Raw genomic sequence first — 12411 nt, forward strand, 5'->3', positions numbered from 1 at the left:
GGGGCGGGACGACGCGTCTACCCTGGAGGGACGGGCAGGGGACGGGCACCGCGTTCCTCCCCGGGCCCGCCCGGGCGGAAGGGCGTCGGACCATGTTCTTCAGCGATCGCAGCGACGCGGGGCGGCAGCTCGCCGCCCGGCTCGACCACCTCAAGGGCCAGGACGTCGTGGTCCTCGGCCTTCCGCGCGGCGGCGTGCTGGTGGCCGTCGAGGTCGCCGACGCCCTCGACGCCCCGCTCGACGTCTGTCTCGTCCGGAAACTGGGCGTGCCCCACCGGCCGGAGGTCGCGATGGGCGCGATCGGCGAGGGCGGCGTGCGGGTGCTCAACGACCGGGTGCTCCACGAGGCCGGGGTGGACGACCGCGCGCTGGCCGCCGTGGAGGAGCGCGAGCTGACCGAGCTGGACCAGCGCACCCGCCGCTACCGGGGCGGCCGGACGCCCCTGCCCCTGGAGGGACGGACGGTCCTCGTCGTCGACGACGGGCTCGCCACCGGCGCCACGGCCCTGGCGGCCTGCCGGGTGGTCCGTGCCCGGGGCGCCGCCCGGATCGTCCTCGCGGTGCCGGTCGCGCCGCCCGGCTGGACCGCCCGCCTCGGCGGCGAGGCCGACGAGACCGTCAGCGTCCGCACCCCGGAGGGGTTCTACGCCGTCGGCCAGTTCTACCGGGAGTTCCCGCAGACGCCGGACGACGAGGTGATCGCCTGTCTGGACCGGAGCCGGGCCGCGCGCGACCCCGTCGTCCGGGACGCGGACGTACGGCTCCCGGTCGGCGGCGCCACCCTCGCGGGGAGGCTCGCCGTGCCCGAGGGGGCCGCCGGCCTGGTCCTGTTCGCCCACGGCAGCGGCAGCAGCCGCCACAGCCCCCGGAACCGGGCGGTCGCCGCGGAGCTGAACAGGGCCGGTCTCGGGACCCTGCTGTTCGACCTGCTGAGCGAGGCCGAGGCGGCCGACCGGGCGCACGTCTTCGACACCCCGCTCCTCGCGGATCGGCTCGCCGGGGCCACGGAACGGCTGGCCGAGCGGCCCGACGTCGCGGGGCTCCCGCTCGGCTACTTCGGCGCGAGTACGGGAGCGGCGGCCGCGCTGTGGGCGGCGGGCGACCCCGCGTCCCTCGTCGCCGCCGTCGTCTCGCGCGGCGGCAGGCCGGACCTCGCGGCCGACCGCCTGGCCGGGGTGCGGGCCCCGACCCTCCTGGTGGTGGGCGGCGACGACCCGCTGGTCCTGGACCTCAACCGGCGGGCCGGGGCGCTGCTGCGCTGCGAGAACCGGCTGGCCGTGGTGGAGGGGGCCACCCACCTCTTCGAGGAGCCCGGTGCCCTGGAGGAGGTGGCGGAGCTCGCCACCTCCTGGTTCACCGGACACTTCCGGCGTCAGGGCACCGGTGCGCCCCGTTGACGACGGTCAGTACGCCCCGTTGACGTTGTCGATGGAGCCGTAGCGGTCGGCCGCGTAGTTGCAGGCGGCGGTGATGTTGGCGACCGGGTCGTACAGGTCCATCGACGTGCCGGGCACGTGGTAGGCCAGGAAGGTCGGCTCGATGACCTGGAGGAGGCCCTTCGAGGGGGTGCCGTTGACGGCGTTGATGTCCCAGTTGTTGATGGCCTGCGGGTTTCCGGAGGACTCGCGCATGATGTTGCGGTGGATGCCCTCGTAGGAACCGGGGATGCCGTGCTGGGCCATGATGTCCAGCGACTGCCGGATCCAGCCGTCGAGGTTGTCGGCGTACTGGGTGGCGGCGACCGGAGCGGCGGCCGGAGCGGCGGCAGCGGCCGGGGCGGCGGCGGAGGCTCCCGTGGCGCTGCCGGTGGACGGGGCGGTCGCGCGGCGCTCGGAGCGGCTCGCCCGGTCGGTCGTGCTGGACTTCTCCGCCTTCGCGGTGACCTTGCGCTCGGCCTTTCGCTCCGCCTTCTCCTGCGTCTTCGCCTGAGAGGGGACGGCCTTGGCGGAACCCCGATGAATCGTCAGTTCCAGACCGGGGTGGATGAGTGACGGATTGTCACCCACGGCGCTCTGGTTGGCGCGGTAAAGGCTCTTCCAGCCTCCCTGAATTCCCTTCTTGTGGGCGATCAGGGAAAGCGAGTCACCGCTCACGACGGTGTAGGTGCGCGCGGTCGCCGGGGCGGCCGGGGCCTTGGCGGCGACCGGGGCGGCGGGGGCGGCGAAGGTCTTGGCGGCGATCTCCGGGGCGCCGGCGGCGGGCGCGGCGCCGGCCGTGGCGGGGGCGATCAGGGGCAGGGACAGCGCGGCTCCACCGGTGCCGACCAGTGCGAGACCACGGGAGACGCGGCTGCGGCGGGGGCGGCGGTGCTTACCGTGTGCAGGCATGACGGATTCCTCTCCGGCGCCTACGAGGTGAGCTGTCGGGTTCGGACGGGAGATGTCCGGCCGCGCGCACGCGGCTGCACCCCGAGCCGTTCCGGATCACCGGACCGGCGTATTCGTGGGTCCCCCGCTCCTGCCGTCGGGTGAAAAGGGAGGTTTCCGAGCGGTGGCAGGATTAGGCGTTCCGCTCGAATGGGGGTGACCGTAGGCCAGTAATGCGGCGAATAACAAGAGGATCAGAGCGGCGGCACGGGTAAAAGGATCACCGAATTCGGGGAATTCAAGATCGGTCGGCCCGGAAAGGCGCCGAACTTCCTTGTGCGGTACGGGGCGGGAGAGGTCGGCGCCGTGCGGCGGGCCGTGCGGAGTGAGTCGCGTCACCCGGTGGGTTATGTCCGAATATGCGATGTAATTCCATTGATGGGTAAATAGGGCGAAAAACTGTCGAGTGGGGTTTTCGGGGTCGATGGGTCGTCTTGGGTGGCATCCGGTGCCACTCAAGGGCAAAGCGCGCAAAGCCGACATTCCTGTCGAAGGATGGAGTGCCCGACCCAGGAGCCGCCCGATGCCCCCCGCCGCCCCCCAGCTCACCCCCGACACCCTCGACCGCGAGGCCGCCGCCCTCTACGAGAGCGCCGTCTGGCAGCGGATCGTCACCGACTGGACCGCCCCGGAACCGCTCGCACCCGCCCCGGAACCGCTCGCACTCGCCCCCGAACCGCTCGCGCTAGCCCCCGGGTCGCCTGCGCCCGCCCCGCAGCCCCTCGCGCCCGCCCCCGGGTCGCCGTCGCCGGGGGAGGGGCGGGACTGGCGGGACCTGCTGAGCGTGCCCGTGGACCGGCTCGTAGCCGAGGCGCTCGACGCGCTCCCGGCGCCGGCCCCCGTCGAGCGCCGCCTCCCCGGCCGGATCGGAGCCGTACTGCCGGACCGCCTGCACGCCTGGCGCCGCATCGGCGGGGTCGAGCTGCGCCCCTCGGTCCACCTCGGCTACGCGCGTCTGGTGCTGACCGAGTGGGGCTGGCAGAACGCCCCGTACAAGCTGCGCGACAGGCGCGGGGCCCGCTGTGTCTGCGGGGCGCTCCTCGCCGCCCACCGCCTCGGCTACGGCGGTGCGGACACCATGAACGAGGCGGCCGCCTGGATCATGACCGAGCTGCGGTCGCGGGGATGGCGGGACCTCATCGGCCCCTGGAACCGGGCCCCGGGGCGCACGGCCGGCGACGCGCTCGCCCTCCTCGACGCCACGGCCCGCCGCGCCGCGCACGCAGGCCGCTGACGCCCGGGGCCCGGGACACGGGGAAACCGCGCCCGGGCCGCCGGACTCAGCCGCTGACGCTCGGCGCCCCGGTCTCGATGTGGCCGGTGTACCGGCGCGACCAGGTCCCGTCGACGCCGGTGGTGATCGTGAAGTCGTACCAGCCCCGGTGGTACGCGACGGCGTTGAAGAAGTCCTCGGTGGCGGAGCCCGCCGGCACCGTGTACGTCCACGGCCCGTCCGTCCGGTAGGCATTGGAGCGGATCGTGAAGGTGACGGGCCCGGCGGAGGCGTTGGTCATCCTGAGCCAGAGGGCCGTCTTCCCGGTCCCCGGCTCGGTCGCGAACCGGGCCGCCACTTCGACGTCCTTGCCCGCCTTGGAGGCGTCGCCGATGAACCGGCGCAGGAACCGGTTGGGTCCCATCATCGAGATGTCGTACTTCCCGGACCCCGAGCCCGTGCCGATGTTGAAGAAGTCGGAGGCCGTGCCCCCGGGGTCCACGGTGTACTGCCAGGCGGCCGTGTCGCGGTGCTGGTGCGGGTGGATCGAGAAGTGCGCGGCCCGCCTGGCCTCCGTCCCCCGGTTCGTCATCGAGAACCAGGCCAGGATCTTGCCGCCGGAGCCGAACTCGAAGCGGTCCAGGTTGCCGTTCACCTGGTACGGCAGGGCGCGTGCCGGCCGGGTGCCCGGTTCCTGCGCGGGCAGGGCGTTGTTCTGCGGGACCGGGTTCGGCAGCGGCTTGCAGGTGGCCTGCCCGATCACCTTCGCCGTCGACGGAAGTCCGGCGGGCACTCCGTACACCGGGCGGGCGAAGTCGAAGACGCCGGTCAGATCGCCCGTCACCTTCCGCCGCCAGGCGCTGATGTGGGGACAGGCGGCCGGGGTGCCGAGGGCCGTCGTCCAGGTCTCCAGGAAGCGCAGCACGGAGGTGTGGTCGAAGACCTCGGAGCTCACCCAGCCGCCCCGGGTCCACGGGGACATGACAAGCATGGGGACGCGGAAGCCCAGGCCGATCGGCACGCCGTCGAGGTACTCGCCCGGTGTGCCCGGCGGGGCGACCGGCGGCGGCACGTGGTCGAAGAAGCCGTCGTTCTCGTCGTAGTTGAGGAACAGCACGGTCGAGTCGAACACCTCGGGGTTCGCGGCCAGGGCCCGGTAGACGAGGTCGACGAAGTGCGCGCCGTCCCCGGGCGGCGCGTAGGGGTGCTCGGAGAACGCCTCGCTCGCCACCACCCACGACACCTGCGGCAGGGTCCCCGCCAGGACGTCCGCGCGGATCGCCGCCGCGATGTCGTCCGGGGTCGAGCCGGTCGCCTTCGGGACCGAGCCCATGCCCCGGTCGTGCAGCGGGTCCCCGGGCCGCGCGTCGGTGAACCTCTTGAAGTACGCGAGGCCGTTGTCGCCGTAGTTGTCCTGGGCGTTCTGGTAGACCTTCCAGCTCACCCCGGCGCGCTGGAGCGCCTCCGCGTACGTCTCCCAGGTCAGGCCCCGTTCCTCGCCGCCGTCCTTACTGGAGGCGTCGATCTTCCCGCTCCACAGGAAGGTCCGGTTGGGTCCGGTGGCGCTGAGCGCCGAGCAGAAGTACGCGTCGCAGATCGTGTAGTGGTCGGCGAGCGCGTGGTGGAAGGGGATGTCCTCGCGGTCGAGGTGGCCGAGCGTGCGGACGTTGCCCACGCCCGTCACCCAGTTGTCGAGGCGCCCCTTGTTCCAGGCCGCGTGCTGCGAGGTCCAGCTGTGCGGCAGGTCGCCGTTGCACTGCGCGAGGGTCTCCCCGTCCACGCCTCCGGCCGGCGGGGTGTCGCTGAGCTTCCAGGGGTACTGGCGGCCGCCGAGGTGCGGCTGGTTGAACGTCCCCCAGCCGCCGGGCAGGTTGCCCGCCGCGCGGTCGGCGAAGCCCCGCACCCCGCGCAGGGTGCCGAAGTAGTGGTCGAAGCTTCGGTTCTCCTGCATGAGGACCACCACGTGCTTGACGTCGGTGAGGGTGCCGGTCGCGGCCCGCGCGGCGGCCGACGCGGACGCCGACGGCAGCGCCGCCCCCGCCACGAGCCCCGCGCCGATGCCGACGAACCCCCTGCGGCTGATGGGAATCATGCCCCGCCTCTCGTGTCACGGTGTGCCCCGGCGGCACGTCGGACACATGATGGAGGGAGGGACGGTCAAAGGTATACGCCCGTGCGGTAATTACTGGGTTAACAGCCGGGATCCCGAACACCCTTGGCTCATGATTGGTTCGACTGGAGACCAATGAGGGTGGGCGGGTCAGACGGTGACGACCTTCACCCCGGCCTCGGTGAGCTGGGCGGCCGTCTCCGGCGCGATGCCCGTGTCGGTCACCAGGGTGTCGATCCGGTCCAGACCACAGATCCGCGCGAACGCCCGGCGGCCCATCTTCGAGGAGTCGGTCACCACGACGACCCGGCTCGCCCGCTCCGCGAAGAGCCGGCTGATGCTCGCCTCGTCCTCGTGGTGCGCCATCACGCCCAGCTCGGCGTCGACCCCGTCGACCCCCAGCACCACCACGTCGAGCACCACCTCGCTGAGCACCCCGACCGTCAGCGGGCCGACCAGCTCGTAGGTCTGCGGACGGGCGACGCCGCCCGTCGTGACGATCTTGATCTGCGGGCGCACCGCCAGCTCGCCCGCGATGTTGAGCGCGTTGGTGACCACGGTCAGCGCCGGACCCGAGGGCGCCGTCACCGGCCCCGGGACCTCGGCGCGCCCGCTCGCGAACCGCAGCGCCAGCGCCCGCGCCACCTCCGTCGTCGTCGTGCCGCCGTTGAGCCCGACGACCTCGCCGGGCGTGACCAGATCGGCCGCGGCCTCCGCGATCCGCTTCTTCTCGGGCGCGTGCCGCGTCGACTTGTACCGCAGGGGGAGCTCGTACGACACGCCGTGCGCCACCGCGCCGCCCCGTGTCCTCACGAGGAGCTGCTGCTCGGCGAGTTCGTCGAGGTCCCGGCGGATCGTGGCCGCGGAGACGTCGAGCGCCGTCGCCGCCTCCTCCACCTCGATCTTTCCCGAGGCCGCCAGTAGTTCGAGGAGCGTGTTCCACCGCTCGTGCTTGGACATGGGTCCCTCCCTCCCGGTCGTGCGAGCGTCCGATTCTAGCCTCCGGAGAGTGCGGGATCTGGAAACGCTGTGCATGTTTCTGCTTGAATGGGTCGGAGTTCAAGCATGTTCATTCAATATCGCGCAGTCTTTCTTGCAAGGAGATCGGCATGAGCACCACCCGCACCGCCGTGGAGATCGACTCCCAGCCGGCGACCTGGCGCCAGGCCGCCCGCACCCTGCCCCGGCACGTCGCCGCCCTGCCCCGGCGGGGCGAGCGGGTCGCGGTCGTCGGCTGCGGCACCTCCTGGTTCATGGCCCTGGCCTACGCGGAGCTGCGCGAGTCCGGCGGCCACGGCGAGACCGACGCCTTCGCCGCCTCCGAGTTCCCCTACGGACGCCGCTACGACCGGGTCGTGGCCCTCACCCGCTCCGGCACCACCAGCGAGGTCCTCGCCGTCCTCACCCGACTGCGCGGCACCGTACCCACGGGCGCGGTCACGGCCGACCCCGCCACGCCGGTGATGGACCTCGCCGACGAGGTCGCCGTCCTCGACTTCGCGGACGAGGAGTCGGTCGTCCAGACCCGCTTCGCCACCACCGCGCTCGCCCTCTTCCGCGCGCACCTGGAGGCCGAGGGCGCCCTCCCCGAAGGCGTGGCCACCGTCGAGGAGGCCGCGCGCGACGCCGAACAGGCCCTCGCCTCCCCGCTGGACGAGGCCGTCCTCACGGCCGGGCAGTTCACCTTCCTCGGCAGCGGCTGGACCTACGGACTCGCCCTGGAGGCCGGGCTCAAGATGCGCGAGGCGGCCGGCGCGTGGACGGAGGCGTACCCCGCGATGGAGTACCGCCACGGCCCCATCAGCATCACCGGCCCCGGCCGGGTCGCCTGGGGCTTCGGCACGCTCCCCGCCGGACTCGCGGACGACGTGCGGAAGGTCGGCGGCATCCTCTCCGAGAGCGGCCTCGACCCGCTCGCGGACCTGATCCGCGCCCAGCGCCTCGCCGTCGCCGTCGCCGAGGCCCAGGGCCTGAACCCGGACACCCCCCGCAACCTGACCCGCTCCGTGGTCCTCTCCGACGTCCATGCCTGACGCTCCGACACCCGTGCCCGAGGCTCCGGCATTCACGCCCGACGCCCCGACGTCCCCGCCCGACCCCCGCCCCGCCGCCGACCGCACCCCGGAAGAAGACGCGCCATGCCGCTGACGCCGACCGACGAGATCGCCCGCCGCGCCCGCGCGGCGGGCACCGGAGTGGGGGCCTTCAACGTCCTCCAGCTCGAACACGCCCAGGCCATCGTGGCCGGCGCCGAGAACGCCGACCGCCCAGTCGTCCTCCAGATCAGCGAGAACACCGTCCGCTACCACGGGGCCCTGGAGCCGGTCGCCCTCGCCTCCCTGGCGATCGCCCGCGCCGCCAAGGTCTCCGTCGCCGTCCACCTCGACCACGCCGAGAACCCCGACCTCGTCCGCGAGGCCGTCGGACTCGGCCTGGGCTCCGTCATGTTCGACGCCTCGAAGCTGCCCTACGCCGAGAACGTCGCCGCGACCCGCGAGGTCGTGGAGGAGTGCCACCGCCACGGCGTCTGGGTCGAGGCCGAACTCGGCGAGGTCGGCGGCAAGGGCGGCGCCCACACCCCGGGCGTCCGCACGGACCCGGAGGAGGCCCGCGCCTTCGTCGCCGCCACCGGAGTCGACGCCCTCGCCGTCGCCGTCGGCAGCTCCCACCAGATGCTGACCCGGGACGCGGTCCTCGACTTCGACCTGATCGCCCGGCTGCGCGTCGCGGTCGACGTCCCGCTGGTCCTGCACGGCTCCTCGGGCGTCTCGAACGCGGACCTCGCCACCGCCGTCACGGCCGGCATGACCAAGGTGAACGTCTCCACCCACCTCAACAAGGCCTTCACCCGGGCGGTCCGCACCCACCTCGCCGACCATCCGGACGCGGTCGACCCCCGCCACTACCTGACCCCGGCCCGCGCGGCCGTGGCCCGGGAGGTCGCCCACCTCCTGACGGTCCTGGCCCCGGCCTGACCCGGACGCTCACACCTCCCGGAGCGCGGTCAGGAGGCCCCGTACGGCGGGCAGGTCCAGCGAGGACTCCCGTACCGCCGCGTGGATCGCGCGCACCGGCTCCGGGCCCCGGACCCTGCGGACGACCACGCCCGGGTGGCGGCCGCCCAGACCCATCAGCGGGACCAGGCTGATCCCGAGACCGGCCGCGACGAAACCCTGCGCGGTGGCGTACTCCTCGCACTCCACCGCGATGTCCGGACTGAACCCGGCCGCCGCGCAGGCGTCCAGGACCGCGTCGAGGCAGGGGCCCGGGCGCTCGCTGCCGACCCACGGCTCGGCGGCCAGCTCCGCCAGGTCGACGGCGGCACGGCGACCGGCCAGCGGATGCCCCTTCGGCAGCACGACCCGGTACGGGTCGTCGACCAGGTGGACCAGCCGGAGACCCTCGCCGTACGCGTCCGGGGCGCCGCCCCGGGGCCGTACGACGAGGGTGAGGTCCGCGTCCGCGTCGGGCGCGCCCTCCGCGATCCTCAGATCGACGCGCACGCCCGGGTGTTCGGCCCGGAAGCGGGCCAGGGCGGGGGCGACGAGGTCGGCGCCCGCCGTGGCGAAGTAGCGGACCGCGATCCGCCCCGTACGCCCCGCCCGCAGGTCCGCGAGGGCGGTCTCGGCCTCCGCCACCCGCCGGCCGATGACGGTGGCGTGCTCGGTCAGCAACCGCCCGGCGGCGGTCGGCCGCACGCCCCGGCCGAAGCGTTCGAGTAGCGCGATGCCCGCCTCCTTCTCCAGGACGGCGATCTGCTGACTCACGGCGGAAGGGGTGTAACCCAGGTGCGCGGCCGCGCCCGTGACGGAGCCGCTGGCGACGACGGCCCGGAGCACCTGCATACGTCTCACGTCCAGCATGTAGCAGAGCTTAACGCCGGATGCACGATCCTTCGCTTGTCCTGCACGCCGGGTGCGGGGGAGCGTGGAGCCATGACATCGGTGATACGCATGGGCGTCCTCGCCCTGCTCTGGGGCTCGGGCTTCCTCTGGATCAAGATCTCCCTCGACGAGGGCCTCACCCCCGGGTGGATCACCTTCGTACGGTGCCTCCTCGGCGCGGCGGTGCTCCTGGCGCTCGCGTACGGGTCCGGGCAGCGGCTGCCGCGGGACCGGGGCACCTGGGGACGCCTCGCCGTCGCCGCCTTCTTCTGCAACGCGCTGCCGTTCCTGCTCTTCTCGATCGGCGAACAGACCGTCGACAGCGGGGTGGCGGGCGTCCTGAACGCCACCACCCCGCTCTGGTCCCTCCTCGTCGGCCTGGGCCTGGGCACCGAACGCCCGCTCCGCGCCGCCCGGCTCGGCGGCCTCGTCCTCGGCTTCGGCGGCGTCCTGCTGATCTTCGCGCCCTGGAGCGCGGACTCCGGCCTCCTGGGCGCGGGCGCGCTCGCGCTGCTCGGCGCGTCCGCGAGCTACGCGGTGGCCTTCGCGTACATGGCCCGCCGTCTCACCGGCCGGGGCACCGCGCCCCTGGCCCTCTCCGCCGCGCAGCTCCTGGCGGCGACCGCCCTGAGCGCGCCCGCCCCGGCCGTCGGCGGTCCGGCGGCGGTGACCTGGACCGGGGTGGTCGCCGTCGTCGTCCTCGGCGTCCTCGCGACCGGGGTCACCTTCCACCTGAACTACCGCATGATCGCGGAGGAGGGCCCCACCAGCGCCGCGACGGTCGGCTATCTGCTGCCGGTGGTCTCCGTGGCCCTGGGCGCCCTCGTCCTCGACGAGCCGCTGACCGTACGGACGGTGACGGGCATGGCGGTCGTCCTGCTGGGGGTGGGCCTGACCCGGGTGACCGGGGGTGGGGGACCTGGCCTCGGTACGGAGGCGGGCGGCCGGGTCCCGGGGAGGAGGCGAGCGGCGGTGAAGCCCGGCGGTCCGGCGGACGGATAATCGGTTGCCCGCCGACGAGGGCGGCGGATCGAATGTCCGGCGTGACCATCCCCAGGGGAGACGCCGCCCGATGAACCCACGACCGAACACGCCGCCGAGCACGTCACCGTCGCCGTCCGGGGCGGAGCACCCGGACGGGGCGTCCGTCCGGCTGGGCGCCCTCGTCCCGCTGACGCGACCCGGCTGGGCCGATGCGGGCCGGCACCTGCTCGCGGGGCTCGACCTGGCCGTCCGCGAGGTCAACGAGACCGGCGGGATCGACGGCAGACCGCTGGAGCTCCTGGTCCGGGACACCGCGGCCGACCCGGAGCGGGCCGCGGCGGCCGTGGACGAACTGGCCGGTCTGGGCGTGACCGCCGTGGCGGGGGAATATCACAGCGTCGTCGCCCGGGCCGCCGCCGCCCGGGCCGACACCCTCGGCCTGCCGTTCCTCTGTTCATCCGCCGTGCTCGACGGGCTCACCGGGGAACCGACGGAGTGGGTCGCGCGCCTGGCCCCGGCCCAGTCCCACGGCTGGCGGCTCTACGCGGACTTCCTCCTCGGCGCGGGCCGGCAGCGGATCGCCGTGGCGACCCAGCCGAGCGTCTACTGGGCCTCCGGGGCCCGGATCCTGCGGGACCGCCTCGCTCCCTTCGGCGGAAGCGTCGTCGAACTGGACGCGAACGCGCTCACCCCCGAGGCCCTGTGCGACGCGCTCGTCGAGCACGGCGCGACGGCGCTCCTCCTCCTCGTCGGCCACCCGGAACCCGCGGTGCCGATCGTCCGGGCCGTCCGGGGGGACCGGCGGCTCGCGGACGTCCTGATCGGCGCTCCGGCCGGACAGCCGGAGTTCGCGGAATGGGCCGAGGCCCTGGGCGGAGACGGCGCCGGGATCCCGTTCCTGCGCTACCTGCCCGAGCACCTCGGCCCGCTCGGCGAACGGGTCGGGAAGGAACTACGCGAACGGCTTGGCGAAGCGCCCTCCTTCGTCGCCTTCGAGGGCTGGGACACCGTCACCGTCCTCGCCGCGGCCCTGCGTTCCCACGGCACGGACCGGGCGGCCGTCGCCGCGTCGTGGCCGGACGTGGAGGTCGAGGGCACCCGGGGGACGATCCGGTTCTCCCGCGCGCCGGGCATCGGCGTCCGGCAGTGGACCTGGGCACCGGTCCAGATCGCCGACCGGGACCCGGCGGAGCCCGGCCGCTTCCGGATCCTTCGCACCGGCTGAGCGGACGCACAGGGAAGGGCCCGGGCCGACACCGGCCCGGGCCCTCCCGCCGACCGGCCGATCAGCCGGTGCGCTCCACCACGAACACCGGGATCTCCCGGTCCGCCTTGCGCTGGTAGTCGGCGTAGTCCGGGAAGGCGGCGACGGCCCGGTCCCACCACTCCCGGCGCTCCTCGCCGGTGACGACGCGCGCCTCCATGTCCCACACCTCGGTGCCGTCGCGCAGCTCGACCCGCGGCGAGGCGACGAGGTTGTGGTACCAGACGGGGTGCTTGACGGCGCCGCCGTTCGACGCCACCAGCGCGTACGCCCCGTCGTGCTCGACGCGCATCAGCGGGGTCTTGCGGAGCTTGCCGCTCTTCGCGCCCCGGTTGGTCACCAGGACCACGGGCATCCCGCGCAGGGTGGTGCCCTTCGTGCCCCCGGAGGACTCGTAGAGCTCGACCTGGTTCCGTACCCACGCCTCCGGGCTGGGCTCGTACTCACCTTCGAGGGGCATGTGTGTCCTTTCGGATGGCGTCCGGCGGCGCCGGCGCGGCGCCGGGCCCGACGCTATCCGACCGTCCGCGCGCGCGGCGGCAGGCCGCTCCGGCGGGCGTTGTCGGTACCGGCTCGTAGGGTGGCGCCCG

11 protein-coding genes and 1 riboswitch are annotated in these 12411 nt (G+C 73.9%); of the genes, 6 read left to right on the forward strand and 5 right to left on the reverse strand.

The features are described 5' to 3' along the window. The first annotated feature begins 92 nt into the window (after nucleotides 1–92). Nucleotides 93–1397 (forward strand): phosphoribosyltransferase family protein, encoded by a 1305-nt coding sequence (locus tag ACIQD7_RS25605; protein WP_402444548.1) that lies wholly within the window; start codon nucleotides 93–95, stop codon nucleotides 1395–1397. A 6-nt stretch (nucleotides 1398–1403) separates the two neighbouring features. On the opposite strand, the gene ACIQD7_RS25610 is transcribed toward ACIQD7_RS25605, so the two are convergent. Next, nucleotides 1404–2327 (reverse strand): transglycosylase SLT domain-containing protein, encoded by a 924-nt coding sequence (locus tag ACIQD7_RS25610; RefSeq protein ID WP_402444550.1) that lies wholly within the window; start codon nucleotides 2325–2327, stop codon nucleotides 1404–1406. A gap of 4 nt (nucleotides 2328–2331) precedes the next feature. Continuing rightward, a riboswitch (cyclic di-AMP (ydaO/yuaA leader) is annotated at nucleotides 2332–2516 on the reverse strand. A 373-nt stretch (nucleotides 2517–2889) separates the two neighbouring features. Here ACIQD7_RS25610 and ACIQD7_RS25615 point away from each other — a divergent pair. Next, on the forward strand, nucleotides 2890–3600 hold the full coding sequence (locus ACIQD7_RS25615) for a hypothetical protein (protein WP_402444552.1): 711 nt from the start codon (nucleotides 2890–2892) through the stop codon (nucleotides 3598–3600). A gap of 46 nt (nucleotides 3601–3646) precedes the next feature. On the opposite strand, the gene ACIQD7_RS25620 is transcribed toward ACIQD7_RS25615, so the two are convergent. Further along, nucleotides 3647–5671: a phosphocholine-specific phospholipase C gene (locus ACIQD7_RS25620; RefSeq protein WP_402444554.1), complete on the reverse strand. Its 2025-nt coding sequence runs from the start codon at nucleotides 5669–5671 to the stop codon at nucleotides 3647–3649. A gap of 168 nt (nucleotides 5672–5839) precedes the next feature. Next, nucleotides 5840–6649, reverse strand: a complete 810-nt coding sequence (locus tag ACIQD7_RS25625) for a DeoR/GlpR family DNA-binding transcription regulator (protein WP_161371762.1) — start codon at nucleotides 6647–6649, stop codon at nucleotides 5840–5842. A gap of 149 nt (nucleotides 6650–6798) precedes the next feature. Between ACIQD7_RS25625 and ACIQD7_RS25630 the strand changes: the two genes are divergently transcribed. Both ACIQD7_RS25630 and ACIQD7_RS25635 read left to right on the forward strand, forming a co-directional pair. Next, a complete protein-coding gene (locus ACIQD7_RS25630; RefSeq protein ID WP_121828551.1) occupies nucleotides 6799–7722 on the forward strand; it encodes an SIS domain-containing protein in 924 nt (307 codons plus the stop codon). 105 nt (nucleotides 7723–7827) lie between these two features. Then, on the forward strand, nucleotides 7828–8664 hold the full coding sequence (locus ACIQD7_RS25635; protein ID WP_402444556.1) for a ketose-bisphosphate aldolase: 837 nt from the start codon (nucleotides 7828–7830) through the stop codon (nucleotides 8662–8664). Nucleotides 8665–8673: 9 nt separating this feature from the next. Here ACIQD7_RS25635 and ACIQD7_RS25640 read toward each other — a convergent pair whose 3' ends face one another. After that, a complete protein-coding gene (locus ACIQD7_RS25640) occupies nucleotides 8674–9552 on the reverse strand; it encodes a LysR family transcriptional regulator (protein WP_121828553.1) in 879 nt (292 codons plus the stop codon). 72 nt (nucleotides 9553–9624) lie between these two features. Between ACIQD7_RS25640 and ACIQD7_RS25645 the strand changes: the two genes are divergently transcribed. Both ACIQD7_RS25645 and ACIQD7_RS25650 read left to right on the forward strand, forming a co-directional pair. Beyond that, nucleotides 9625–10575 carry a DMT family transporter gene (locus tag ACIQD7_RS25645; RefSeq protein ID WP_402444558.1) on the forward strand — a complete coding sequence of 317 codons (951 nt, stop codon included), beginning with the start codon at nucleotides 9625–9627 and terminating at the stop codon, nucleotides 10573–10575. Nucleotides 10576–10645: 70 nt separating this feature from the next. Next, entirely contained in the window at nucleotides 10646–11782 is a 1137-nt protein-coding gene (locus tag ACIQD7_RS25650) for an ABC transporter substrate-binding protein (RefSeq protein WP_402444560.1), read from the forward strand. Between the two features lie 61 nt (nucleotides 11783–11843). Here the strand turns inward: ACIQD7_RS25650 and ACIQD7_RS25655 are convergent, their stop codons facing one another. Continuing rightward, a complete protein-coding gene (locus tag ACIQD7_RS25655) occupies nucleotides 11844–12281 on the reverse strand; it encodes a nitroreductase family deazaflavin-dependent oxidoreductase (RefSeq protein ID WP_402444562.1) in 438 nt (145 codons plus the stop codon). Between the last annotated feature and the right edge of the window lie 130 nt (nucleotides 12282–12411).

This window comes from Streptomyces sp. NPDC093071 (assembly GCF_044754545.1).
Lineage (GTDB): Bacteria > Actinomycetota > Actinomycetes > Streptomycetales > Streptomycetaceae > Streptomyces.

Excerpts from the sequence above, each read along its gene's own strand:
- ACIQD7_RS25630 (WP_121828551.1), top strand. The coding sequence starts at position 6,799 with ATGAGCACCACCCGCACCGCCGTGGAGATCGACTCCCAGCCGGCGACC.
- ACIQD7_RS25635 (WP_402444556.1), top strand. The coding sequence starts at position 7,828 with ATGCCGCTGACGCCGACCGACGAGATCGCCCGCCGCGCCCGCGCGGCG.
- ACIQD7_RS25650 (WP_402444560.1), top strand. The coding sequence starts at position 10,646 with ATGAACCCACGACCGAACACGCCGCCGAGCACGTCACCGTCGCCGTCC.
- ACIQD7_RS25645 (WP_402444558.1), top strand. The coding sequence starts at position 9,625 with ATGACATCGGTGATACGCATGGGCGTCCTCGCCCTGCTCTGGGGCTCG.
- ACIQD7_RS25620 (WP_402444554.1), bottom strand. The coding sequence starts at position 5,671 with ATGATTCCCATCAGCCGCAGGGGGTTCGTCGGCATCGGCGCGGGGCTC.
- ACIQD7_RS25625 (WP_161371762.1), bottom strand. The coding sequence starts at position 6,649 with ATGTCCAAGCACGAGCGGTGGAACACGCTCCTCGAACTACTGGCGGCC.
- ACIQD7_RS25610 (WP_402444550.1), bottom strand. The coding sequence starts at position 2,327 with ATGCCTGCACACGGTAAGCACCGCCGCCCCCGCCGCAGCCGCGTCTCC.
- ACIQD7_RS25615 (WP_402444552.1), top strand. The coding sequence starts at position 2,890 with ATGCCCCCCGCCGCCCCCCAGCTCACCCCCGACACCCTCGACCGCGAG.
- ACIQD7_RS25605 (WP_402444548.1), top strand. The coding sequence starts at position 93 with ATGTTCTTCAGCGATCGCAGCGACGCGGGGCGGCAGCTCGCCGCCCGG.
- ACIQD7_RS25655 (WP_402444562.1), bottom strand. The coding sequence starts at position 12,281 with ATGCCCCTCGAAGGTGAGTACGAGCCCAGCCCGGAGGCGTGGGTACGG.
- ACIQD7_RS25640 (WP_121828553.1), bottom strand. The coding sequence starts at position 9,552 with ATGCTGGACGTGAGACGTATGCAGGTGCTCCGGGCCGTCGTCGCCAGC.